This window comes from Luteimonas sp. S4-F44 (assembly GCF_022637415.1).
Classification (GTDB): Bacteria; Pseudomonadota; Gammaproteobacteria; order Xanthomonadales; family Xanthomonadaceae; genus Luteimonas.
The window spans coordinates 3,145,387-3,167,945 of record NZ_CP093340.1; the positions used below are offsets into that span (position 1 = coordinate 3,145,387).

The window sequence follows — 22,559 nt, forward strand, 5'->3', positions numbered from 1 at the left end:
CAGGCCATTCGATGTCGGAAACACACGATCGCCGCAGGCACGCGGCCGCATCCGGGCGCTATCATGGACAACCGGCAATGACGCCGATGTGCAGACCCGCCATGACCGTCTACGTCGATGATGCGGTGCACCTGTGGCGCGGCGAACGCTGGGCGCACCTGCTGGCGGACACGCTCGACGAGCTGCATGCCTTCGCCGCGCAGCTCGGCATGCCGCGCCGCGCGTTCCAGAACCGCACCAGCGGCGCCCATTACGACGTCACCGCCGGCTTGCGCGAACGCGCGATCGCGCTGGGGGCGATGCCGATCTCGCGCCACCACGACCGTGCGCTGGTGCGCGCGGTGATCGAGAACGCGCGGCGCCAGGGACGCGGCCTGGCGCCCTGAGCGCGGCGCCGCAGATGAAGCCGGCCTTCGGCGGCGGTATCCTTCCGCCCTTTCCGATCGCGATGCCGACCGCCATGACCGATACACCGCCCGACCGCCTGTCCAACGACCCGCGCAGCCCGCACTACGATGCGGACGCGATGAACCGCGGCATCGGCATCCGGTTCAACGGCAACGAGCGCCGCGACGTCGAGGAATACTGTGTCAGCGAAGGCTGGATCCGGGTCGCGGCCGGCCGTGCGCTCGACCGCCGCGGCCAGCCGCTGACGGTCAAGCTCAAGGGCACGGTCGAACCCTACTTCCACCTCGACGCCTGACGCGCACGGGCGCCGCGTCGCCGGTTCAACCGCCGCCGCGGACCTCGGCGACGATGCCATCGGCGATCGCCTTCACCTGCTTGGTGGTCATCGGCGCGAAGACGCCCTGCCAGGCGCTCGAGGTCGTGTCGTAGCTGCGCGTGGCGACGACCCGGCCTCCCGGCACCTGCACGAACTGCGCGCTGGCCTTGATGTGCGCGTTGCCGGTCATCACGCCCAGACCGATACGGGCGCCGGTCGACACATAGCGGTAGCTGTCCACACGCAGGACCACCACGACCCCGGGCGGATCGAGCGTGGCCGGCCGGCTGTCGCGCACACTGCCCTGCAGCCCGGCGGCCGACGCCGAGTTGCGGATCGCCTCGTCCCACAGCGCACGGAACTTCGACCAATCGTCCGACGCGCGTGCGGCGTCGCTGCCCTCGACGACCAGCACGACCTGGCGCACGTCGCCATCGATCGCAACCGGCTCGACCGGAGCGCCGGCCGGCCGCTGCACGGTGGCCGCGCAGGCCGACAACAGCGCGAGCAGTGCAGTGGCCGTGACGACACGCAGCGCGCGCGGGCGGCGAGCGGCCGCGGATGGGATTTGAGGACGAACGGTAGACATGGCGACTCCTTCGATGGCGGGCATCGCGGCCGGACCCTCCCCCTGCGCGGCGTCCTGGCGCGCGCGGGCAGCCTAGCGCGATCGCATGCGCATCGCGTGAACTGGCGTCCGCCTCACAGCATGCCGTCGCGCTTGACCGCCAGATAGCGCTCGACGAGCGCGGAGGGCAATTGCTCGCCGGTGACGTCGAGCACGGTGACGCGGTGATTACGCAGCGCATCATGCGCCGCCTTGCGCTGGGCCAGGTAACGTGCGGTGGCGCCGGCACGCACGGCGTCGTCGTGATCGTGCACTTCGGCATCGAGCACCTCGTCGAGCGCGCGCTCGCGCAGCGAGGCGACGACGACCAGATGCCGCTTCTGCAGCATGCGCACCGCGGCCAGCACATCCTCGATGTCCTCGTCGCGCAGGTTGGTCACCAGCATCAGCAGACCGCGCCGACGCTGGCGCAGCGACAGTTCGGTCGCCGCGGCCAGGTAGTCGGTCGCCACCGCCTGCGGTTGCAGGTCGTAGCTCACGCGCAGCAGCGTGTCGACCGCGCCCATGCCGCGCTGCGGCGCCATCCAGCGCGCATCGCCGCCGGTCGCCAGCAGGCCGACCGCATCGCCCTGGCGCAGTGCGAGATAAGACACCACGAGCGCCGCGTCGAGCGCGTGGTCGAAGTGCGACAGCGCGCCGTCCTGGGCAAGCATCCGCCGCCCGGTGTCGAGCACCACGACCAGTTGCTGGTTCTTCTCGTCCTGGTACTCGCGCGAGATCAGCTTGCGCGCGCGTGAACTGGCCTTCCAGTCGATCTGGCGCAGGCTGTCGCCGACGCGGTATTCGCGCATCTGGTGGAAATCGGTGCCCTCGCCGCGTCGCCGCTTGATGTGCGCCCCGACCAGCCGCGAGGCCTGGTCGGCGCTGAGCAGCGCGAGCCGGGTCAGCGGTGCGAAGTTCGGGAACACGCGCACGCGCTGCCGCGTACCGGTATCGCGCCGCTGCCACCACAGTGCCAGCGGCGAGCGCAGGCGCAGCTGCACGCCGTCGAAGGCGGTCTCGCCGCGCCGGGTCGGGCGCAGCCGGTACTCGACCCGGGCGACCGTGCCCGGCGCGAGCCGCAGCCGCCGCGGCAGGCCCGTCACCTCCCAGTCCGGCGGATGCAGGTCGTGCACGTCCAGGTGCTGCACACGTGCGCCGCCCTCGATCTGCAGCACCGCCGGGCGAGTCACCCCGATCGGCCAGGCCTCGGGCACCGTGCGCACGACATCCGGCGTGGGCCGGCGCGCCAGCACTGCCAGGTCGCCGATCGACAGGGCCAGCAAGAGCGCACCGATCGTCTGCCACGGCAGCACCGCGGCCGGCCACAGCGAAGCGGCCACGCCGGCCAGGCCCCAGACCACGAGCAGCCCGATCAGGACCGGCGTCGGTCTCATGCCTGCACTCCGCGTTGGCGAAGGCCCGAGGTCATCGGCGCGGCGCGTCGACCTTGGCCAGCACCGCCTGCAGCACCTGGTCGGCGTCCTGGCCTTCGATCTGCAGTTCCGGCGCGAGCGCGATGCGATGGCGCAGCGCGGGCGTGGCGATCTCGCGGATGTCGTCGGGGGTCACGAAATCCCGCCCGGCCAGCACCGCCTGCGCGCGCCCGGCGCGGATCAGCGCCAGGCTGCCGCGGGGACCGGCGCCCAGCGCGATGCCCGGCCAGCGCCGGGTCGCGCCGGCGATGCGCACCGCATAGTCGACGACCGCGGCATCGACGACGGTCGTCGCCGTGCCCTGCTGCAACGCGACGATCTCGCCCGGCGCCAACACCGTCGCCAGTTGCGAGAGGTCGAAATCGGCAGCGACCTTGCCCCCGCTGATCGCGGTCACCATCGCGACCTCGTCCTCATGCCCGGGGTAATCGATCAGCACCTTGAGCAGAAAGCGATCGAGCTGCGCCTCGGGCAGCGGATAGGTGCCCTCCTGCTCCACCGGGTTCTGCGTGGCCAGGGTCATGAACGGCGGCGGCAGCTCGAAGCTGTGGCCCTCGATCGTGACCTGCTGTTCCTGCATCGCCTCCAGCAGCGCGGACTGGGTCTTGGCCGGCGCGCGGTTGATCTCGTCGGCCAGCAGCAGGTTGGTGAAGATCGGCCCGCGGCGCACGACGAAGGTCTCGCTCTTGGTGTCCCACACGGCATGGCCGCTGACATCGCTGGGCATCAGATCGGGCGTGAACTGCACGCGCGCGAAGTTGCAGCCCAGCGCGGCCGCCAGCGCCCGCACCAGCAGTGTCTTACCCAGGCCCGGCACGCCTTCGAGCAGCACGTGACCGCCGGCCAGCAGCGCGACCAGGATCTGGTCGAGCACCTCGGGCTGGCCGATGAAGGCCTTGGCGACTTCGTCGCGGACGGCGGCGACGCGTTCGGCGAGGACATCGCCGGTGATCGGCGCGGGCGGGGACACGGGCAGTTCGCTCATGGTCGGGGTCTCGTGAGGTTCGATCGCATCTGGATCAGGCGGGCGATGCGCTGGCGCAGCGCCTTGGCATCGTCGGGACGGGGCGCGAGCAGGGCCTGGCGGACCTCGCGCGGCGACAGGCCGGTACGCGCGGCGATGGCCTGGTCGCGGGCCTCGCCCTCGAGCGAGGCGGCGAGCGGATCACGCCGGCGCAGGCGCGCCAGGAACGCCTCGCGGACCGCCTCGTAGAGCAGCGGCGCACGGCCGTAGCGCACCAGGTGTTCGCCGCTGGCGCGCACGTGTTCGAGCAGCGCGCGGCGCGCCGCAGGCGGCGACGGGCGCAATGGGCCCAACCGCTGGGTGCGCATCCACAGCCAGGCCGCCAGTGCCAGCAACAGCGGACCCCAGGCCATCCAGCCCCGCGTCAGCAGCAGGTACCACAGCGGCGGCACGCTGGCCGCGTAGACCAGGTGCACGGTGCCCTCGCCCCAGTTCGGCGCCAGCACCTGGCGCGCGAGCATCCAGTGCGGGCCCTCGCGCAACGCGTCGTTGGCGAGGAAATCCATGTCGGCGAGCACATCGACCCAGCCCTCGCCGTGAGCGAAGCGGGCATAGGCGAGATGGCCGTCCGGGTCGCCCCAGGCCAGCCACGGCGCGACCGCGTCAAGCTGGAAGCGGCGGCCGCCGCAGAACTCGGTATGCGGCGGCTGGTCTTCGATCCGCAGGTGCTCGCAGACCCCGGGGCCGTCGACCAGTTGCACGCCCAAGGCGCCGAGCAAGGTCCGCGGCCGCGTCGCCTCGTCGCGCAGTCGCGGTGGCGGCGTGCGCACCACCAGGTGACCGCCGCCGTCGACCCAGTCGAGCACGGTCTCGATCTCCGCCGGCGTCATCGCCCCCGGATCGCTGTAGACCACCAGCGTGTCGCGGGGCCCCAGTGCGATCGCGTCCAGGCGCAGGCGCTGGCGCGACTGCGCCGGCACCCCGGCCTCGCGCAGCGCCTGGCGCAACGCGTACAGCGGGTTGTAGGCGGCCTCACCACGCGGCGGCAGCGTGCGCTCCTCGTCCACGCGCTCGTGGGTGTGCAGGAACAACGCCACGCTCAGCGCGAGCACGAGAGCCGCCAGCACGCCCACTCCGATCCGCGCCGGCCAGCCCATCAGGACGCCCACCCGAAGCGCGGCGCCAACTCGGCGACCAGCGCCTCGAAGGCGGTGTCGTCGGGCAAGCGCCCGCCGTACGCGGCGCGCTGCCAGACCCGCACCATGCCTGCGAACGCGTCACGGTCGCCGGCCTCTGGCAGACGCCGCGACGCGCGCAGGCACTGCGCTTCGGTCGCGCCCGGGACCAGGGTCACCCCGGCCCGTTCGGCCATCGCCTCGACGCTGCCGCGGTAGAGCAGTGCCAGCGCACGCCGCCGCTGGCCCGCGCGCCACAGCGTCCGCGCAGTCGTCACCAGATCATCGGGCAAGGCCTCGGGCAGTGGCGGCGCCGCATCGACGACGATCTCGCTGGGCGCGTCCGGCGCGGCGAGCCCGTCGCGCATCCACGGCCACCAGCGGCGTGCGGTCAGCGCGAGGGCCAGCACAATCAGGCCGAACACGATCCACAGCCCGTACTCGGCGATCAGCGCGAGCACCTTTGCGATCGCCGCGAACACACCCGGATCGAGCGTGCTGCTGCGGTCGCGTGCCTTGTCGTCGCGCGTTTTGGGCTGCCAGCGCCGCTCGATCCGCCGGTTATCGAGCAAGGGATCGGCGTACGCGCGCTCGACGGACTCGCCGAAATCCGCATGCTGCGCGAACTGGTCATCGAATACGTCCTGCAGCGAGACCGCCGACGTGCTCGGCTCGCGGTCCCGCTCCCGGTCCTCGGGCGTCCAGGTCTTGGTCGGCGCCAGCGGGTCGTCGGCCGGGGCCTGTTGCGCCTGCGACGGCCCGGCGGCCAGCAACAGGCCCGCCAACAGCGCGACCGCGACGGTCGAGGCCGCCGGCGCGATCCGCGCGCGCAGCCGCCGGAACGCGATCTCCAGGTCCCAGGCCTCCAATTGCGTGCGCCGGTTGAGGTACAGCCCGAACCCGGCACCAACCTGGAACGGCGCGATCAGACCGATCGCCAGCCAAAGCGCCAGATTGCCCAGCACCTGCGCCCAGCGCGGAGGCTGCTGGGTGATCAACGCCCACATCGCGCGCGCCGACTCCGACAGCAGCTCGGCCGGCACGAACAGCAGCACCAGCGAGACCAGCGACAGCACCAGCACGCCGACGAACAGCTGACCGACGATCGCCAGCAACAGCGCATGCCCGCCGACACCGTCGACCAGCAGCCGCCGGCGCTGCGCCAGCGCCGGTCCGGTCAGGCCTTCGAGCAGTGCGACCGGCAGCGCCACCGCCCGCCACGGACTGAACCGGCGCCAGGTCAGATAGCCGAGCATCGGGCGCCAACCCCAGCGCAACTGCGCGGCGAGTGTCTGCCGCGGCCGCGGCGCGGCGCCGAACACCGCGCGCGAGAGCACAAACAACGGAATCCGGTCGAGCAACGGCGCCAGCCACCACAGCGCCAGCGTCGCCAGCCAGAGGCGGTCGATCGCCCAGGCTGCGGCGTTGACCGCGACAAACAGCGGCAGCGCGCACGCCAGCCACGGCCCCCAGATCGCCGCCGCATGCCGGCGCACCAGCGCATTGCCCAGTTCCATCGCTTCCCAGCCGGTCCGCGGGCGCAGCTCGACCTGGACCGACTCAACGCGCATCCACGCCTCCACGCCCGCCGCGCCACAGCCACAGCAGCACCAGCAGCCACAGCCCGCCGCCGACCCCGAAGCGCACCGGATCGGGAATCGCACCGGTCGACGACCAGAACGCCTCGACGAACGCCGCGAACACGAGCATCACCAGAATGCCGATGCACAGCCGGCCGCCATCGCGCCCGGCCTGCACCACCGCATCGACCCGCCGCAACGGTCCCGGCGCGACCAGCGCCAGGCCCAGCCGCAGGCCGCCGGCCCCGGCGATCACGATCGCGGTGAGCTCGGGCGCCGAATGGCCGACCACGAAGCGCCAGAACGGGCCGCCATGACCGATCGCCTGCAGGTGGCCAGCGACGACGCCGAAGAACACGCCATTGAACAGCAGCACGAAGATCGTGCCCACGCCCGCCAGCAGCCCGCTGGCGAAGGTGCGGAACCCGATGCTGACGTTGTTCCAGATGTAGTAGCCGAACATCTGCACATCGGTCTGCCCCGAGCGCTGGAAGGCCAGGTCCGCCCCGGCCGGGTCGTACATCGATTCCATCTCGGCCAGCTGCGACGGCGAGAGCACCGTATAGGCCAGCTCCGGCCAGCGCAGCACCAGCGCGAACAGCAGCGCCATCGGCAAGGCGAACAATGCCAGCGATGCCCACAGGCAACCGCGCTGGGCGCGCACCAGACGCGGGAATTCGGCCAACAGGAACAGCAGCGCGCGCCGCCAGGGCGGCGGCGGCGGGCGATACATCACCGCATGGCCGCGCTGCATCAGCGCCTGCAGCCGCGCGGTGAGCTGCGGGCTGTAGCCGCGCCGACGTGCGAGCGCCTGCTGCTGGCACAGCCGGCGGTAGCGCGAGGGGATCTCCTCATCGCTCAGGCCGTCCCAGCCGCTGCGGTGGCGGCGTGCGCGCCAGGGGCTGGCCGCGCGTGCATCGAGCCAGCGCTCGAACGCATCCCATTCGGCCGCGTGCCGGGCGACGAAGCTGTCCTGCCTCATGCGCGGCGCCCCAGCAGCCAGTTCGCGATGCCCAGCAGGCGCAGCACCCCCACCTCGCCGCGCGCACCGGTCACCGGCGCGACCACGTCGGCCAGCTCCTGCTGCCGCCCGGGCGTGAGCGTGCCCGCGCGCTCGGCGAACGCGATCACCGCGATCTGCTCATGCGCCTGCAGCGGCACGGCCGGGGCCTGCGGCTGCAGTTCCAGCGCGGTCGGCAACGTGCGGTCACGGGGCGCATGGATCACCAGCGTGCCGGCGACCATGTCGCCCAGCCGCCGGCTCCAGGGATCGGCCAGGCAGGCCACCAGGCCGGCGCCGTAGCCCATCGGCAGCATGTCGACGGTGCGCATCAGGTTGCGCACAAAGCTAGCCATCCAGCCGATCGGCGCACCATCGGCCGAGACCACGCGCAATGACAACGCGCGCTTGCCCGGGGTGCGGCCGCCCGCCAGAGCCTCGAACAGCACCGGATAGCCCCAGAAGATCACGAACAGCGTCACCATGTAGACGCCCGAGCCGACCCGGCCCAGCAGACCGAGCACGATCGACGCGGCCAGCAGCAGAACGCCACGGATGCCCAGGTCGATCAGCCAGGCGACCGCGCGCGGCACCGGGCCGGCCGCCGGCAGCTGCAGGGCCACGCCTTCGGGCGTGTGCACCTCGCGCACGGTGTCGAGCAGCGCCACGGGCGCCTGCGCGCGCGCTGCTGCCGCTGCCTCCCTGCGCTCCGGCTCCGTGCCGCTCATGCGTCGTACGTCGTCCCGCTCAGGCCGCCATCGCGGCGAGATACTCGTCCTTGAGCCGGACGTAGTGCGCTGCGCTGTAGCGCAGTCCCTCGATCTGCGCCTCGGTGAGCCGGCGCACGCAGCGCGCCGGATTGCCGACCCACAGCTCGCCCTCGCCGATCTCGCGCCCCGGCGGCACCACCGCACCGGCGCCGATCATCGCGTGGCGGCCAACGACGACACCGTCGAGCACGATCGCGCCCATGCCCACCAGCACCGCATCGCCGATCGTGCAGGCATGCAGGATCGCCTTGTGGCCGACGGTGACGTCGCTGCCGACGATCGTCGCAAAGCCGCCGAGCTTGGCATGCGGGCCGGCGTGGCTGACGTGGATCACAGTGCCGTCCTGCACGCTGGTGCGTGGGCCGATGCGGACATGGTTGACGTCGCCGCGGATCACCGTGCCGGGCCAGACCGAGACATCGTCGCCAAGATGCACGTCACCGATCACGGTCGCGGCGGGATCCACATAGACGCGGGCGCCGAGCTGCGGGGCGATGTTGCGATAGGGGCGCAGGTTCATCGCGCGAGTATGCCTGCCCGGCCGCGGCTTTGCCCCCATCGCGCCGGTGCCGCGACGCCGCGATCGTCCGCGGCGCGGCCCGGGACCGACACCGCCGCGCGAGGGCTCAGCGCGCGGGCGGCAGCCGGTACCAGTCGCGGGCGTAGGCGAGCGAGCCCCACAGCGCCTGCGCATGCGCCTGCCGGACCAGCGCCGGCGACAGCGCGGCCGGACGCAGCACCCCGGTCCCGGGCGTGTCGCGGTACTGGCTCGGCGGCTTGTCGGGCTGGAACACCACCACGTCCTCGCCCTGCAGCCACGCGAAGTTGCGGTCGTACTGCATCAGCGCCCGTCCGGGCAGACTGAGGTGCGGATCGGAGAGGTCGCGGCCGGTCATCGGCGTGGCATCGCCGATGCCGATCAGCGACAGCAGCGTCGGTCCCAGATCGATCTGGCTGGCGATGCGGTCATCGCGGCGCGGCGCGATGCCTTCGCCGAGAATCAGCCCGGGGATGTGGAAATTGTCGATCGGCACCAGGTCTCGGCCGAATACCCGCGAGTCGTGGTCGGCCACGACCAGGAAGACCGTGTCGCGCCAGTAATCGCGGGCCATCGCGCGCGCGAAGAAGCCACCCAGCGCGTGGTCGGCGTACTTGGCGGCGTTGTCGCGGGTGTGCAGCGGCTGCGTATAGGGCGCAATGCGCCCTTGCGGGAACTCGAAGGGATCGTGATTGCTCGAGGTGAACACGAAGCCGAAGAATGGCTGGCCCTTCGCATGCAGCCGCGCGAACTCGCTGTCGGCGCGCGCGAACAGGTCCTCGTCCGACACGCCCCAGGCGCCGACGAAGGTCGGGTTGCGATAGTCGCGCTGCTCGATCACGCGACCAAAGCCATTCCCCAGGAAGAACCCGCGCATGTTGTCGAAATGGCTCTCGCCCCCGTAGTAGAACGTGGTGTCGTAACCGCGCCGGCGCAGCACCTCGGCCAGGGTGAAGAAGCCATGCTGGCTGCGTTCCCGCTTGACCACGGCCTGCGCTGGGGTCGGCGCGAACCCGGCGACGACTGCCTCGATGCCCCGCACCGAACGCGTGCCGGTCGCATAGAGCCGGGTGAACGCCCAGCCCTGACGAGAGAGTGCGTCGTAGTGCGGCGACAGCGGGCGCCCGCCCAGGCTGCCGATGAACTGCGCGCCGAGGCTCTCCTCGAGCACGATGACCAGGTTTTTCGGCCGTCCCTGCCACGTGGGCGTGCGCGCCGCGAGCGTGGGGATCGCCGGGTCGGCGAACGCGGCCGCCGGCAGTCCGGTGTCGCGGCGCACCGTCGCGAGCACTTCCGCATCGGGCAGTCCGCCGTACAGCGCCTGCGCGCTGTCCTCGTGGCGCAGCCAGCCGCGCAACGCGTCGCCCAGCGAATAGAACGAGTTCAGCGGCAACGTGTTGACCGTGGGATCACTGCTGAAGGCCAGCATCGCGGGGTTCATCGGCCGATGCCCCAGGGTCGAGCGCACCCCCAGCGCCGCGAGCGCGAGCACCAGCAGCGCCAGCACCGCGCGCACCGGCAGTCCGGGCAGCGGCACGTCGTCCCGGGGCCACCAATGGCGCACCAGGCGGATGCTGCCCCAGGCCACCAGGCCGGTGCCTCCCAGTACCGCGATGCATTCCAACAGACGGCCGCCGGCCAGCATCGACAGCACTTCGCGCGGATACGCCAGGTATTCGACGAACAAGCGGTTGGGACGCAGCCCGTACTCCTGCATGAAGCCCGGCGTCGCCAACTCCAGACCGGCCAGCAGCGTGGCGCCCGCGACCAGCCACGCGATCGCCGCCCAGCGCACCGCGCGCCAGGCGAGCACGCGCGCGGGCAGCAACACCAGCAGCGCGGCGAGCACGCCGAACAGCAGGCAGACGCTGGCGATGTCCACCCGCAGGCCCTGCAGCAGCACCTGCGCCCAGCCGTCGACTGCGCTGACCTGGGCGTGGTGCCAGCCCGCCAGGCCCAGCCGCGACAGGCTCAGCAGCAACAGGCCGAGCACACAGATGCCCAGTACAGGGCGGAGCCGGGCAAGCGCCCCGTGCAGCCTGGTCATCGCCGATTCCATCCGCCGGGAAAGGGGCGGTGGCGACAGAATCGCCAGCGGCCTGTTGGAAACGCATGGGAAAGATGTCGGAAATCTGTCGTAACGCCGCGACTGGCGGCCGTATCATCGGTCGCGATGCGGCTCGACGCCGTGGGAAGGACCGATGCGACTGCTCGTGGTCGAGGACAACCGCAACCTCGTCGGCAACCTGTTCGAATACTTCGAACCGCGCGGCCACGAGATGGACGCCGCGCCGGATGGCATCGTCGGCCTGCATCTGGCCGTGACCCAGCGCTATGACGCGATCATCCTGGATTGGATGCTGCCGCGGCTGGATGGCTGCACGCTGCTGCAACGGCTGCGCGAGCATGCGATCGATACGCCGGTGATCATGCTCACCGCGCGCGACGACCTGCACGACAAGCTCGTCGGTTTCCGCGCCGGTGCCGACGACTACCTGACCAAGCCCTTTGCCCTGCCCGAACTCGAGGTCCGGCTCGATGCCGTGCTCGCGCGTGCGCGCGGTCGGCGCAGCCCGCGCGCGCTGCAGATCCACGACCTGCGCCTGGACCTAGACACACTGGAGGCCACGCGTGCCGGCCAGGTCCTGCACCTGTACCCGGCCGGACGCAAACTGCTCGAGACGCTGATGCAGGCCAGCCCCGCCGCGGTCGAACGCCGGCTGCTCGAACACGCGCTGTGGGGCGACGCACCGCCCGATGGCGACATGCTCCGTTCGCACATCTACGACCTGCGCCGCAGCGTCGACGGCCCGTTCCCGGTCAAGCTGATCCGCACCCTCCCGCGCTACGGCTACCGGCTCGTCGCGCCCGCCGAAGCGTGCCCGCCCGGATGAGTCGGAACCGCAGCCTGCGCACCCGCATCCTCTACTGGCTGGCGGCCTACGCGCTGCTGCTGGCAGCCGGGGTGTCGTTGCACGGCTTTCTGGTCAACGAGTACGCCGAGCGCCTGCTGTGGGATTCGATGCTGCGTACCGAATTCACCCGCCACCTCGACCGCCGTGCCAGCGACCCGCAGTACCGCTGGAGCGATTCGGACAGCTTGCGCCTGTACGTGGGCGATGCCGGTGCGCCGCCCGAGACGCGCGGGCTGCCCGACGGCATCCACGACGAGGTCGAGCTCGCCGACGGCACCGAAATCCTGGTGCTGGTGGACCATGTCGACGGCCTGCGCCACGTGCTCACATTGGACATCACCGAGATGGAGCGCGAGGAGGACCGGCTGACACTGTTCATCCTCGGCTCGTCGGTATTGCTGGTGCTGCTGATGGGCGCGGTGATGGCGGTCGGTCTGGGACGTGCCCTGCGCCCGCTGACGACGCTGGCGCGCGACATCGCCGCGCTCTCGCCCGACCGTGCCGGGCAACGCGTCGTGCCCGAGCCGCAGGCCAGTTCGGAGCTGGAGGTCATTGCTGCCGCGCTCAACGACTACCTGCACCGCAACGAGCGCTTCGTCGAACGCGAACGGGCGTTCATCCGCACCGCCAGCCACGAACTGCGCACGCCGGTGGCGGTGATGTCGGGCGCAGCAGAACTCGCACTCGCCGCTCCCGACGTGCCGGCCACGACCGCCCACCAGCTGCGACGCATCCGCCACACCGCCGATGACATGGACCGGCTGATCGCGCTGCTGTTGGCGCTGGCCAAGGACCCGACACGCCTGCTGCAGACTGGCCACCCGATCGAACTGTCAGGGTTGCTGCCGGCGATCATCGACGAACACCGCCACCTCACCCGCGACAAGGCCCTGGAGATCGTCCTGCACGCGCCGCAACCGTGCACGATCCTCGCGCCACCCGGCGTGGTCCGCGCGACCGTGGGCAACCTGCTGCGCAACGCGATCGAACACAGCGACGACGGCCGCATCGAGATCATCCTGTCGGCCGATGCGACCGTCGTCATCCGCGATCCCGGCCACGGCATGTCGCCCGAACAGATCAGCACGATCTACTCGCGCATGGCGCGCAGCGCGGCCCCGGTGGGCGACGGCATCGGCCTGGAGCTGATCGCACGGGTCTGCGAACACCTGGGCTGGGCGCTGGAGATCGACTCGGCGCCGGGCGGTGGCACCACCGCCACACTGCGCATGCACGCATCCGGCAGCGCGCGTTGAGTGGCATGCGCACCGTCCGCTGAACCGCATGGTGCGCACCGGCAGTGGGGACGCACAGCGTCACGGCACGGCCAGGTGCAGAGGCGCCACGGCGCTGCGCAGCCCTTCAGGTCTTCAGACCTGCCAGCAGCACGCGCATCCGGCGCCCGACGCCGGCGCTGACGGACCTATGCAGCGCGCGACCTTCAGTGCCTTCGTTTGCCCTGAAGGTCGCGATCCGCGCGTAAGCGACCGGCAAGCCGAGGCGACGGAGCAAGCGCAGGCATTAAAACTGCGCTGTCAATGCTGCTGGACGGCCGCAGCCCTATCGGAATCAGCACATATTTCACATTTGTTAGCCAATTCCGATAACCGGTACTTATCGGCTCTGGCGCATAGAATGCGGCTCGTTGCCAGCACGCTGCGAGGCCGTCCGAAGGCAGCCTGGATCCATGTGATGAAATGCGCCCGGGTCTCAAGCGCCGAGATCTCGGCAGTCAGGCGGTCGCCACGTGGTCCTGGCATGCACAACCGCCCTGCGAGCCCTCCAAGCCATCAACAAGTGAAGCACTGAATGAAGATCGCCAGCTGGAACGTCAATTCGCTCAATGTCCGCCTGCCGCACCTCGAGCAGTGGCTGCGCGAGGCGCAGCCGGACATCGTCGGGCTGCAGGAAACCAAGCTCGAGGATGCGAAGTTCCCCGACTCGGCGCTGGCCGCGCTCGGCTACCGCAGCGTGTTCTCCGGCCAGAAGACCTACAACGGCGTCGCACTGCTGGCGCGTGAGCGCGCGATCGCCGACGTGCAGATCGGCATCCCCGGCTTCGAGGACGACCAGAAGCGCGTAATCGCCGCGACGATCGACGGCGTGCGTGTGATCGACCTCTATGTCGTCAACGGCCAGGACGTGGGCACCGACAAGTATGCCTACAAACTGCGCTGGCTCGAGGCGGTGCACGACTGGGTCGCGCGCGAACTGGCGGTCCATCCGCACCTGGTGGTGCTGGGCGACTTCAACATCGCGCCCGATGCGCGTGACGTGCACGACCCCGAGGTCTGGAACGACAGCCACATCCTTACCTCGAGCGCCGAGCGCGACGCGCTGCGCCGGCTGCAGGCACTGGGCCTGCACGACGCGTTCCGCCTGCACCACGCGCAGGGCGGGATGTTCAGTTGGTGGGACTACCGTCAGGCCGCGTTCCGCCGTGACCTTGGCCTGCGCATCGACCTGACCCTGGTCTCCGATGCCCTGCGCGACCGCGCGCTGGCCGCGGGCATCGACCGCGAACCGCGCACCTGGGACCGGCCCAGCGATCATGCACCAGCGTGGGTCGAACTGCGGCTGGACCGGTAGCCGCGAAAAACCAGCACAACGCACTGAGTTCGAGGCGCGCGACTACTTTTTACAGCGGGAGATACCGCGTCCAAAAGGAGTTCGGTTGTCATCGCCAGAAGCAGCGGACTGACAGCCGGTGGCCGCGTCGAGCACGCCATGGATGGCGTGCGCCCGAGTCAGGGCAGGATGCACTGACCGAGGGGAAAGCGGCTTCCGGCGGTCAGGTCGCTGCCTATCCGAAGTGGAACTTCCATCTTCAATTCGGGAGAAGAGCAAAAATCGACTCTGACCCCGGTTGTGGGGTCAGCGGCGGAACAGGTTGACGATCGCCAGCAGGATCACCGCGCCGAGGAAGGCGGTGACCAGGAAGCCGAGCCAGCCGCCGCCGACGCTCAGCCCGATCCTGGGCAACAGCCAGCCACCGATGAAGCCGCCGACGATGCCGACCACGATATTGAGCACGATGCCCTGGCCACGACTGCGCATCAGCAGGCTTGCCAGCCAGCCGGCGATGCCGCCGACGAACAGATAGAACACCCAGGACCAGAACGACGTCGGTTCCATACCCGCAACCTCCAATTGCGAAAGGGAGCCGCCGGGCGCGCCGGCGGCCGTCAGCACACGGACGACGCGGTCAGGCCACCGCGTCGCCGAGCAGAGCGTCGAGCGCGGCGCGCGGCAGCTTGCCGGTCTCGTTGCGCGGCAGTGCGTCCACCCGGCGCAGCCGCCGCGGCAGGAACACCGGATCGGTACTCTCGCGCAGCGCGGCCAGCAGCGTGGCGTCGTCGAGCGCAGGGTCGGCGACCACGACCGCCGCGATCCGCCGCACCCCGTAGGCATCGGCGGTCGCCGCCTGGCAGATCACACCATCGCGCACGCCTTCGATCGCCAACAGCCGGCGGGTGAGATCGGCCAGCGACGCGCGCTTGCCGGCGATCTCGATCATGTCGGCCTGACGACCGCGCAACACGAACCGCCCCTGCGCGTCGAGCTCGACGATGTCGGCCAGCATCCGCGGCTCGGGCAGGTGCGGCGCAGTCACCAGCGTGCCGTCGGGCACCGGTTGCAGGCGCACACCGGCGAACGGCGTCCAGGCGGTCTCGCAGGCGGTCCGGCGGCGGGCGAAGATGCAGGTCTCGGTCGAGCCGAACAGCTCGCGCACCTCGCACCCGAAGCGCGCCTCGGCCTGCGCGGCCAGCGCCTGCGGCAGCGGCGCGGTCGCGGTGGCGATCGCGGACAGCGGCGGCAGCGTCACCCCCGAATCGACCAGCGTGCGCAGGTGCACCGGTGTGGTCACCAGCAGGGCCGGCGCCGACGCATCGCGCAGCGCCGCGGCGATGTCCTCGGGAAAGAACGGCCGCGCGCCATGCACCGCCACATTACCCAGCAGCGGCAGCAGCACCGACATCTCCATGCCGTACATGTGCTGCGGCGGCACCGTCGCCACCACCGGCAAGGTGTCGCTGCCGTGCAGGTCGGCCAGCGCCGCCAGGTTTTGCAGGGTGCCGGCGTGGAAACTGCCCCAGGTCTTGGTGTTGGCGGTCGGCACGCCGGTGCTGCCGGAGGTGAAGCCGATCGCGACCACCGCGTCGGCGGCGAGCGTAGGCAGGTCGTCGCCGAACGCCAGCGGCAGGACGTCGGGCAGGCGCAGGTAATGCGGCGGCAGCGCGCCCGATGCGGGGGCGCCGGCATCGCAGCCGCACTCGCCGCGATCGCCGACGCAGTAGCTGTCGGGGTGGCGCGCCCGCACATCGTCAATCGCCCCGCGCGTGCGCGAGGGGGGCAGCAACGTCGTCTGCCCGCGCAGCGCGACCGCGCAGAAGGCGACCAGGAAGCGATAGCGGTCCTCGCACAGATTCAGCGCACACGGCGCGTCGGGCAGCATCGCGGCCACACCGCGCACGTGCGCCAGGAACGTCGCCAGCGATACCGGGCCCTGGGCACCGAATGCGATCGCGCGCGCGCCCTCACCGACGGCCAGCGGCAGCCGCCCGGCCTCCAGTGCGTCCCCCACGCCCCCCTGTTCCCAAACGACTGCCGACATCCGCACTGCGCTCCTCGTGACTGGCCCGCGCGCCCCGGCGGCATCGCGTATCCGACGTTTTAGCTTACGCTGGACGCCCCGCGGCATGCCAAGTGCGGATGTTCAGCCCATATAGCAGCCTGCGTACAGGCCCGGTCCGCTGCGCCTGGCGCGATTACCGACGTGGCCAGTCGGCCGAAACCCTGATCCGTCCCTGGCTGACGACCGAGCTGGCGATCGACGATGCCCGGATCGACCTGACCCGCGACGCGCGCGGCCGGCCGCGGCTGCGTCTGGCCGCCGACGCGTCTGGCGAGGCCCCGCCCCGCTTCGACATCAACTGGAGCCATAGCGGCGAGGCGCTGGCGGTCGCGCTCGGCGACGGCGTCGATGTCGGCATCGACATCGAATGGCTGCGCCCACGGCCGCAGGCGATGGCGCTGGCCCGGCGCTTCTTCGCCCCCGAGGAGGCCGACGCGCTCGCCCGGCTGCCGACGGCCGAGGCCGAAACCGCGTTCGTGCGCCTGTGGTGCGCCAAGGAGGCCGTGCTCAAGGCCCACGGCCACGGCTTGTCATTCGGTCTGGAGCGGCTGACCTTCGCTGCCCGGGACGCGCAGTGGTCGCTGGTGGCGTGCGATCCCGCACTCGGCCGTCCCGAGGACTGGCGCATCGAGACGTTCTCGCCGCTGCCCGGCTACCTGGCGACGCTGGCCTGGCGGCCGCGGCTTCTACAATGCCGGCCATGACCGCCCCCCACGACCCCGCGCTGCGCGCCGATCTCGACGCCGGCCTGCACGCCCTCGCCCTCGACCCGGCCCTGGCCGAGCCGCTGCTCGCCTACCTCGCGCTGCTCGCACGCTGGAACCGGACCTACAACCTCACCGCGATCCGCGAACCGCGCGAGATGGTCGTGCGTCATCTGCTCGACTCGCTGGCGATGACGCCCTACGCGGCCGGGCTGCCGACGCTCGCCGACCTCGGCACAGGGCCGGGGCTGCCCGGCATTCCGCTGGCGATCGCGCTGCCCGCGCTGCGGGTAACGCTGGTCGAGTCCAACGGCAAGAAAGCGCGCTTCCTGCGCGAGGCCGTGCGCCAGCTCGGCCTGGGCAACGCCGAGGTGGCCGAGTCCCGGATCGAGGCGGTCGACCGCCCCGGCGCGTTCGCCGCGATCACCGCACGCGCACTCGCCACCCTGCCCGACATCCTCGCCGCCGGCGGCCACCTGCTGACCGACGACGGCCGGCTGCTGGCGATGAAGGGCCAGCGCCCCGATGACGAGATCGCCGCGCTGCCGGCCGCCTGGCGGCTGGAAGCGGTGCACCCGCTGCGGGTGCCGGGTCTGGCGGCCGACCGCCATCTGGTGGTTGTCGCGCGCACAGCCCCCGGCACCGGCGCCTGAACCGCGTCCGCGCCAGCCGGCGCGTCCGACCCACTGCCCGCCTTAGGGCATAATCCCCCTCCGGACGCCGCATGGCGCCCGGCTCCCGTCCTCAACCGCGCCCGGAGCCCATGGCCCGCATCATCGCCATCGCCAACCAGAAAGGCGGCGTCGGAAAGACGACCACAGCAGTCAACCTGGCCGCGGCGCTGGCCCGCACGCCCAAGCGCGTGCTGCTGGTCGACCTCGACTCGCAGGGCAACGCGACGATGGGCTGCGGCATCGACAAGTCGATCGTGCCGGTCTCGACCTGCGACGTGCTGCTGGGCGAGGTCGAGGCGATGGACGCGATCGTGCAGACCGAGGAAGAGGTCGACCTGATTCCCGGCAACACCGACCTGACCGCGGCCGAAGTCGAATTGATGAACGCACAGGACCGGGAGCAGCGCCTCAAGCGCGCGCTCACGCCGTTGCGCGACCGGTACGACTTCATCATCATCGACTGTCCGCCGGCACTGTCGCTGCTCACGCTCAACGCGCTGACCGCGGCCGACTCGGTGCTGGTACCGATGCAGTGCGAGTACTACGCGCTCGAGGGCCTGTCGGCGCTGCTGCAGACGATCGAGGCCCTCAAGCAGAACCTCAACCCCTCGCTCGAGATCGAAGGCGTGCTGCGCACGATGTTCGACGTGCGCAACAACTTGTCGAATGCGGTCTCGGCCGAGCTGACCGGCCATTTCGGCGACCAGGTGTTCCGGACCATCGTGCCTCGCAACGTGCGCGTGGCCGAGGCGCCAAGCCACGGCCAGAGTATCGTCGGCTACGACCGGGCATCGCGCGGCGCCATCGCCTATCTTGGGCTGGCTGGCGAAATCCTCCGCCGCGAGCGCGCGCGGACCCCGACCCACCAGGACGCCACCGCCATGGAGACCCCGGCATGAGTACGGCCAAGACGCCCGCCAAGAAGCGTGGCCTGGGACGCGGCCTCGAAGCGCTGCTCGGGCCCAAGGCCGCCGCCGAGGCGCCGAGCCTGGAGGCCACCGAGGCCGACACCCTGCGCACCCTGCCGATCGATGCACTGACCGCCGGCCGCTACCAGCCGCGCAAGCACTGGGACGCCGACAAGCTCACCGAGCTGGCCGAATCGATCCGCGCCCAGGGCGTGATCCAGCCCATCGTCGTGCGCGAACTGCCCGACCGCACCTACGAGATCATCGCCGGCGAACGCCGCTGGCGCGCCTCCAAGCAGGCCGGCCTGGCCGACGTGCCGGTGGTCGTGCGCAACGTCGAAGACCGCACGGTCGTGGCGATGGCGCTGATCGAGAACATCCAGCGCGAGGACCTCAACCCGCTGGAGGAAGCCCAGGCGCTGCAGCGACTGATCGACGAGTTCGACCTCACCCATGCCCAGGCCGCCGAGGCCGTCGGCCGATCGCGCGCGGCGGTGTCCAACCTGCTGCGCCTGCTCGAACTGCCGCCGGCGATCCGCATCCTGGTCGAGTCCAAGCAGCTGGAGATGGGCCACGCGCGCGCACTGCTCACGCTCTCGCCCGAACTGGCCAGCAAGCTCGCCAGCGACGCGGTCGAGCACGGCTGGTCGGTGCGCGAGGTCGAGCACCGCGCGCAGCAGTTCGCCGCCGGCCGGGTGCCGGGCGGCAACGGCCGCAGCGCCGCGCGCAGCAAGGTCCGCCCGCAAGCCGACATCGTCTCGCTGGAGAACGAGCTGTCGGAGACCCTGGGCACGCGGGTCTCGATCGCCAACGGCCGCGGCAACAAGGGCCGGCTGGTGATCCACTACGGCAATCTCGAAGCGCTCGACGGCGTGCTCGAACGGCTGCGCGGGGCGCGCGACTGAGTCTGGAATTGTGTAACGCCGTGCCTTGCCTCTAGGCTGCGCGGATGCACCTTCCCCCCACCCGCCTGTCCTGGTCGCGCCGGCTGCTGCTGGCGCTGCTGGTGCTGGGCCTGGCGATCGCGCCGGTGCTGGTGGCGATGGGCAATACCTACGAGCTCGTCCGCGGCGAAACCGCCGCTGAGCACGACACGACGGCGCACGCGCACGCCGACGATGGCAACCTGCTGCACGCGGTCGCCCATTGCGCCGGATGCGGCGCGCACACCCCGGCGCTGCCGCCGGTACTGCCCGCCCTGGCCCCGCCGGTCCTGGTGCGGCCTGCCTACCCGCACCCCGGCGACGCGCCGATCCGCCGGCACGAACGCCTGCTGCGTCCCCCGATCGCCGCCTGAGTCCCGCTGGCGTCCGCGCGCATCGCGTGCCGGGCGGTTCGCGGGTGCCCGACGCACGTCGCCGTCCGCGTCGTGAGGCAAGCCGGCAGGCCAGGCCACGACCGACGCCAGGGCGCGCCATCGCAGGCCCCCGTGCGCGCGCACACGGTGCCGACCTGAGCGTCCGTCCGCACCCGTCCCTGTCCCGACACGTCGCCCGACGCGCCCGCCAGCGCTGCTGAGGCCGTCGCGCGTCCGCGCGTGGCCGGCCCCGCCCCTCGCAATGCCGCCGGCTGATCGCCGGCGGCGATCACGATCGGAGTGTGTCCCATGCTGTTGCGACTGACGGCCTGTGCCGTCCTTGCCGCCGCGCCGTGCCTCGTGCCGGCGCAGGCGGCGCCCCCTGCTGTGTCCGTTGTATCGATGACACCCGCCCCCACAGCGGCGCAGGTCCTGACCCTGGACGCGGCGTTCGTGCGCGTTGCGCAGGCCCACCCCGGCCTGCGCCTGATCGATGGCCGCGGCACGGTGCTCGCCGCCGAGCGCGACCTCGCGGCGCTGCGCCCGCCGCTGGAAGCGGGCTTCGAGCTTGAGAACCTGGTGCCCGACGCGCCCGGGCGCACGCTGGAAGCGACGCTGTCGCTGGCCGGCGTGTTCGAGCGCGGCGGCAAACCGGACGCGCGTCGCGCGCTGGCGCAGACCCGGATCGATGCGCTCGCACTCGAGCGCGAAGCCGCGCGTGTGGACCTGCTCGCCGAGACCGCGCGCCGCTACCTGGACGCCGTGGTCGCCGCACGACAACGCCGCCTGGCCGACGACGAGATCGCCGAGCAGGCCCGCGTGGTCGCCGCCGCGCGCCATCGCTTCGAGGCCGGCGCCGCGCCCGAAGCGGTCGCGCTCGCCGCACAGGCGACGCAGGCCCAGGCCGAACTGCGCCGCGCGCGCGCAGAACGCGAAGGCGACGCCGCACGTCGCAGCCTGGCGATGCTCTGGGGCACGCCCGAGACCGACTTCGCGGTGACCGACGCCGACCCGCTGGCCCTGCCGGAGATCGCCACGTTCGCAGAACTGCGCGCCCTGCTCGAGCGCACGCCCGAACTGCGCCGCTTCGGCGACCAGCGCCGCATCGCCGAGGCACGCCTGCAGCTGGCACGCAGCGCGCGCACGCCCGACATCGGCTGGCAGCTGGGCGTGCGCCGCGACCAGGATAGCCGCGATGTTTCGCTGCTGGGCGGTATCACGGTGCCGCTGGGCAGCCGCGCGCGCGCGCAGCCCGAGATCCGCGCCGCCGAAGCCGAACTGGCGCTGCTCTCGGTCGAACGCGAGGCCGGCGATCTCGCGCTGCAGGCCACGCTGGCCGAGGCGCACGGCCGTTATGTGGTCGAGCGTGCGCAGGTGCAGCGCTTGCAGACCGACGTGCTGCCACAACTCGCTCGCGCGCTGACCCAGACCGAACGCGCCTGGGCCGCCGGCGCCGCCAGCTACCTCGAATGGGCGCAACTGCTCGACGCCCGCCGCGACGCGCTGCGCCAGCAGCTCGACGCCGCCGAAGCGGCGCAACGCGCGCTGATCGAACTGCAACGCCTGACCGGCGAACCGCTCGCGCGGCGCGCCACCACCGGAGACACCCGATGACGCCCCGCCTCCCCCGCCATGCCCTGTCCCTGCTCCTGCTGACGGCGCTGGCCGGCTGCAGCGCGCCCGACAGCGCACCCGCCACTGCCGCGACCGAACCGAACGAGCCGCACGCCGAAGGCAGCGAAGACGCACACGGCCACGACACCGCGGTCGTCGTGCCCGACGCGATCGCGCGCGACATCGGCCTGCGCACCGCGCCCGCCGGGCCAGGCACGATCGCCGACCAGCACGAAGTGCAGGGCCTGCTGACCACGCGCGAGACCGGCAATGCCCGCGTCACCGCACGCTTTCCCGGGCCGATCCGCCGCCTGCATGCCGAACTGGGCGATGTCGTACGGGCCGGCCAGCCGCTGGCGACGATCGACAGCAATCTCAGCCTGTCGTCCTATACCGTGACCGCGCCGATCGCCGGCACCGTGCTCGCGCGCGACGCCGCAGTCGGCCAGGTCGCGGGCGAAGGCGCGGTGCTCTACGAGCTCGCCGACCTGTCGACGCTGTGGGTGGACCTGCACGTCTACGGCCGCGATGCCGAGCACCTGGCACCGGGCTCGCCGGTCACGATCACCCGCCTGGGTGACGGCGCCACCGCACAGACCCAGATCGAGCGCGTCCTGCCCGCCACCGCGACCGCCAGCCAGAGCACGGTGTCGCGCGCGCGCCTGGACAACGCCGACGGCCAATGGCGCCCCGGCGCCGCGGTCCGCGCGCAGGTCACCGTTTCGCTGCAGCAGGCCGCTCTGGTGGTCCCGTTGAGTGCGCTGCAGCGCATGGACGAGCGCGATGTGGTGTTCGTGCGCGAAGGCGAGCGCTACGAAGCGCGACCGGTGTCGTTGGGCCGCCGCGATGCGCAGCAGGTCGAGATCCTCGACGGCATCGCCGCCGGCGACGAGGTCGTGGTCGCGCAGAGCTACACGCTCAAGGCCGACCTCGAGAAAGCGGGAGCGACGCATGCGCACTGAGATGAGCTACCCCACGCTGCGCCGCGTCCGCGGACACGCGCATGGAGCGACTACG

23 protein-coding genes are annotated in these 22,559 nt (G+C 71.6%); 12 read left to right on the forward strand and 11 right to left on the reverse strand.

Annotated elements, in window-relative coordinates; all coding sequences use genetic code 11:
* Positions 1-101: 101 nt before the first annotated feature.
* Both MNO14_RS14210 and MNO14_RS14215 read left to right on the forward strand, forming a co-directional pair.
* On the forward strand, positions 102-386 hold the full coding sequence (locus MNO14_RS14210; protein ID WP_241944341.1) for a DUF4031 domain-containing protein: 285 nt from the start codon (positions 102-104) through the stop codon (positions 384-386).
* Positions 387-460: 74 nt separating this feature from the next.
* Positions 461-703: a DUF3297 family protein gene (locus MNO14_RS14215; protein WP_241944342.1), complete on the forward strand. Its 243-nt coding sequence runs from the start codon at positions 461-463 to the stop codon at positions 701-703.
* Between the two features lie 25 nt (positions 704-728).
* Here the strand turns inward: MNO14_RS14215 and MNO14_RS14220 are convergent, their stop codons facing one another.
* The 9 genes from MNO14_RS14220 to MNO14_RS14260 form a co-directional block, all read right to left on the reverse strand.
* A complete protein-coding gene (locus MNO14_RS14220) occupies positions 729-1,313 on the reverse strand; it encodes a hypothetical protein (RefSeq protein WP_241944343.1) in 585 nt (194 codons plus the stop codon).
* Positions 1,314-1,426: 113 nt separating this feature from the next.
* The gene (locus tag MNO14_RS14225; RefSeq protein WP_241944344.1) at positions 1,427-2,728 is read right to left on the reverse strand and encodes a DUF58 domain-containing protein; all 1,302 of its coding nucleotides are present in this window, start codon (positions 2,726-2,728) and stop codon (positions 1,427-1,429) included.
* A gap of 31 nt (positions 2,729-2,759) precedes the next feature.
* The gene (locus tag MNO14_RS14230) at positions 2,760-3,752 is read right to left on the reverse strand and encodes a MoxR family ATPase (RefSeq protein WP_241944345.1); all 993 of its coding nucleotides are present in this window, start codon (positions 3,750-3,752) and stop codon (positions 2,760-2,762) included.
* Positions 3,749-4,858 carry a DUF4350 domain-containing protein gene (locus MNO14_RS14235; protein WP_241944346.1) on the reverse strand — a complete coding sequence of 370 codons (1,110 nt, stop codon included), beginning with the start codon at positions 4,856-4,858 and terminating at the stop codon, positions 3,749-3,751. The genes MNO14_RS14230 and MNO14_RS14235 overlap by 4 nt, the downstream gene beginning before the upstream one ends.
* Positions 4,859-4,887: 29 nt before the next feature.
* A complete protein-coding gene (locus MNO14_RS14240; protein ID WP_241944347.1) occupies positions 4,888-6,477 on the reverse strand; it encodes a DUF4129 domain-containing protein in 1,590 nt (529 codons plus the stop codon).
* Positions 6,467-7,468, reverse strand: a complete 1,002-nt coding sequence (locus tag MNO14_RS14245; protein WP_241944348.1) for a stage II sporulation protein M — start codon at positions 7,466-7,468, stop codon at positions 6,467-6,469. The genes MNO14_RS14240 and MNO14_RS14245 overlap by 11 nt, the downstream gene beginning before the upstream one ends.
* Positions 7,465-8,214, reverse strand: coding sequence for an RDD family protein (locus tag MNO14_RS14250; protein ID WP_241944349.1), 750 nt, complete (start codon positions 8,212-8,214; stop codon positions 7,465-7,467). The genes MNO14_RS14245 and MNO14_RS14250 overlap by 4 nt, the downstream gene beginning before the upstream one ends.
* A gap of 19 nt (positions 8,215-8,233) precedes the next feature.
* Complete coding sequence (locus MNO14_RS14255) at positions 8,234-8,776, reverse strand: gamma carbonic anhydrase family protein (protein WP_241944350.1); 543 nt, start codon at positions 8,774-8,776, stop codon at positions 8,234-8,236.
* A 106-nt stretch (positions 8,777-8,882) separates the two neighbouring features.
* A complete protein-coding gene (locus MNO14_RS14260) occupies positions 8,883-10,841 on the reverse strand; it encodes an LTA synthase family protein (RefSeq protein WP_241944351.1) in 1,959 nt (652 codons plus the stop codon).
* 154 nt (positions 10,842-10,995) lie between these two features.
* Between MNO14_RS14260 and MNO14_RS14265 the strand changes: the two genes are divergently transcribed.
* The 3 genes from MNO14_RS14265 (at position 10,996) to xth (ending at position 14,298) form a co-directional block, all read left to right on the forward strand.
* The gene (locus tag MNO14_RS14265) at positions 10,996-11,688 is read left to right on the forward strand and encodes a response regulator transcription factor (RefSeq protein ID WP_241944352.1); all 693 of its coding nucleotides are present in this window, start codon (positions 10,996-10,998) and stop codon (positions 11,686-11,688) included.
* Entirely contained in the window at positions 11,685-12,965 is a 1,281-nt protein-coding gene (locus MNO14_RS14270) for a HAMP domain-containing sensor histidine kinase (protein WP_241944353.1), read from the forward strand. Before MNO14_RS14265 ends, MNO14_RS14270 begins: the two co-directional genes overlap by 4 nt.
* 553 nt (positions 12,966-13,518) lie before the next feature.
* Positions 13,519-14,298 carry an exodeoxyribonuclease III gene (gene xth, locus MNO14_RS14275; protein WP_241944354.1) on the forward strand — a complete coding sequence of 260 codons (780 nt, stop codon included), beginning with the start codon at positions 13,519-13,521 and terminating at the stop codon, positions 14,296-14,298.
* A 285-nt stretch (positions 14,299-14,583) separates the two neighbouring features.
* Here the strand turns inward: xth and MNO14_RS14280 are convergent, their stop codons facing one another.
* Together MNO14_RS14280 and MNO14_RS14285 are read right to left on the reverse strand one after the other, a co-directional pair.
* Complete coding sequence (locus MNO14_RS14280; protein WP_241944355.1) at positions 14,584-14,844, reverse strand: GlsB/YeaQ/YmgE family stress response membrane protein; 261 nt, start codon at positions 14,842-14,844, stop codon at positions 14,584-14,586.
* 70 nt (positions 14,845-14,914) lie between these two features.
* Positions 14,915-16,324: an AMP-binding protein gene (locus MNO14_RS14285; RefSeq protein ID WP_241944356.1), complete on the reverse strand. Its 1,410-nt coding sequence runs from the start codon at positions 16,322-16,324 to the stop codon at positions 14,915-14,917.
* A 98-nt stretch (positions 16,325-16,422) separates the two neighbouring features.
* On the opposite strand from MNO14_RS14285, the gene MNO14_RS14290 reads away from it, so the two are divergent.
* From MNO14_RS14290 to MNO14_RS14320, 7 genes are all read left to right on the forward strand, one after another.
* Positions 16,423-17,049 carry a 4'-phosphopantetheinyl transferase superfamily protein gene (locus MNO14_RS14290; protein ID WP_241944357.1) on the forward strand — a complete coding sequence of 209 codons (627 nt, stop codon included), beginning with the start codon at positions 16,423-16,425 and terminating at the stop codon, positions 17,047-17,049.
* Complete coding sequence (gene rsmG / locus MNO14_RS14295) at positions 17,046-17,702, forward strand: 16S rRNA (guanine(527)-N(7))-methyltransferase RsmG (RefSeq protein WP_241944358.1); 657 nt, start codon at positions 17,046-17,048, stop codon at positions 17,700-17,702. The genes MNO14_RS14290 and rsmG overlap by 4 nt, the downstream gene beginning before the upstream one ends.
* Before the next feature lie 110 nt (positions 17,703-17,812).
* Positions 17,813-18,622: an AAA family ATPase gene (locus tag MNO14_RS14300; RefSeq protein ID WP_241944359.1), complete on the forward strand. Its 810-nt coding sequence runs from the start codon at positions 17,813-17,815 to the stop codon at positions 18,620-18,622.
* On the forward strand, positions 18,619-19,536 hold the full coding sequence (locus MNO14_RS14305; RefSeq protein ID WP_183427168.1) for a ParB/RepB/Spo0J family partition protein: 918 nt from the start codon (positions 18,619-18,621) through the stop codon (positions 19,534-19,536). Before MNO14_RS14300 ends, MNO14_RS14305 begins: the two co-directional genes overlap by 4 nt.
* Before the next feature lie 44 nt (positions 19,537-19,580).
* Positions 19,581-19,928, forward strand: a complete 348-nt coding sequence (locus MNO14_RS14310) for a DUF2946 family protein (RefSeq protein ID WP_241944360.1) — start codon at positions 19,581-19,583, stop codon at positions 19,926-19,928.
* Between the two features lie 309 nt (positions 19,929-20,237).
* Positions 20,238-21,542: a TolC family protein gene (locus tag MNO14_RS14315; RefSeq protein WP_241944361.1), complete on the forward strand. Its 1,305-nt coding sequence runs from the start codon at positions 20,238-20,240 to the stop codon at positions 21,540-21,542.
* The gene (locus MNO14_RS14320; protein WP_241944362.1) at positions 21,539-22,504 is read left to right on the forward strand and encodes an efflux RND transporter periplasmic adaptor subunit; all 966 of its coding nucleotides are present in this window, start codon (positions 21,539-21,541) and stop codon (positions 22,502-22,504) included. The genes MNO14_RS14315 and MNO14_RS14320 overlap by 4 nt, the downstream gene beginning before the upstream one ends.
* Positions 22,505-22,559 lie beyond the last annotated feature (55 nt).

Bases quoted from the DNA above. Each gene is read 5' to 3' on its own strand.
- MNO14_RS14305 (WP_183427168.1), top strand. From the start codon at position 18,619: ATGAGTACGGCCAAGACGCCCGCCAAGAAGCGTGGCCTGGGACGCGGC.
- rsmG (WP_241944358.1), top strand. From the start codon at position 17,046: ATGACCGCCCCCCACGACCCCGCGCTGCGCGCCGATCTCGACGCCGGC.
- MNO14_RS14260 (WP_241944351.1), bottom strand. From the start codon at position 10,841: ATGACCAGGCTGCACGGGGCGCTTGCCCGGCTCCGCCCTGTACTGGGC.
- xth (WP_241944354.1), top strand. From the start codon at position 13,519: ATGAAGATCGCCAGCTGGAACGTCAATTCGCTCAATGTCCGCCTGCCG.
- MNO14_RS14290 (WP_241944357.1), top strand. From the start codon at position 16,423: ATGTTCAGCCCATATAGCAGCCTGCGTACAGGCCCGGTCCGCTGCGCC.
- MNO14_RS14300 (WP_241944359.1), top strand. From the start codon at position 17,813: ATGGCCCGCATCATCGCCATCGCCAACCAGAAAGGCGGCGTCGGAAAG.
- MNO14_RS14320 (WP_241944362.1), top strand. From the start codon at position 21,539: ATGACGCCCCGCCTCCCCCGCCATGCCCTGTCCCTGCTCCTGCTGACG.
- MNO14_RS14265 (WP_241944352.1), top strand. From the start codon at position 10,996: ATGCGACTGCTCGTGGTCGAGGACAACCGCAACCTCGTCGGCAACCTG.
- MNO14_RS14240 (WP_241944347.1), bottom strand. From the start codon at position 6,477: ATGCGCGTTGAGTCGGTCCAGGTCGAGCTGCGCCCGCGGACCGGCTGG.
- MNO14_RS14255 (WP_241944350.1), bottom strand. From the start codon at position 8,776: ATGAACCTGCGCCCCTATCGCAACATCGCCCCGCAGCTCGGCGCCCGC.
- MNO14_RS14250 (WP_241944349.1), bottom strand. From the start codon at position 8,214: ATGAGCGGCACGGAGCCGGAGCGCAGGGAGGCAGCGGCAGCAGCGCGC.
- MNO14_RS14315 (WP_241944361.1), top strand. From the start codon at position 20,238: ATGCTGTTGCGACTGACGGCCTGTGCCGTCCTTGCCGCCGCGCCGTGC.
- MNO14_RS14230 (WP_241944345.1), bottom strand. From the start codon at position 3,752: ATGAGCGAACTGCCCGTGTCCCCGCCCGCGCCGATCACCGGCGATGTC.
- MNO14_RS14245 (WP_241944348.1), bottom strand. From the start codon at position 7,468: ATGAGGCAGGACAGCTTCGTCGCCCGGCACGCGGCCGAATGGGATGCG.
- MNO14_RS14310 (WP_241944360.1), top strand. From the start codon at position 19,581: ATGCACCTTCCCCCCACCCGCCTGTCCTGGTCGCGCCGGCTGCTGCTG.
- MNO14_RS14225 (WP_241944344.1), bottom strand. From the start codon at position 2,728: ATGAGACCGACGCCGGTCCTGATCGGGCTGCTCGTGGTCTGGGGCCTG.
- MNO14_RS14220 (WP_241944343.1), bottom strand. From the start codon at position 1,313: ATGTCTACCGTTCGTCCTCAAATCCCATCCGCGGCCGCTCGCCGCCCG.
- MNO14_RS14215 (WP_241944342.1), top strand. From the start codon at position 461: ATGACCGATACACCGCCCGACCGCCTGTCCAACGACCCGCGCAGCCCG.
- MNO14_RS14270 (WP_241944353.1), top strand. From the start codon at position 11,685: ATGAGTCGGAACCGCAGCCTGCGCACCCGCATCCTCTACTGGCTGGCG.
- MNO14_RS14280 (WP_241944355.1), bottom strand. From the start codon at position 14,844: ATGGAACCGACGTCGTTCTGGTCCTGGGTGTTCTATCTGTTCGTCGGC.
- MNO14_RS14285 (WP_241944356.1), bottom strand. From the start codon at position 16,324: ATGTCGGCAGTCGTTTGGGAACAGGGGGGCGTGGGGGACGCACTGGAG.
- MNO14_RS14210 (WP_241944341.1), top strand. From the start codon at position 102: ATGACCGTCTACGTCGATGATGCGGTGCACCTGTGGCGCGGCGAACGC.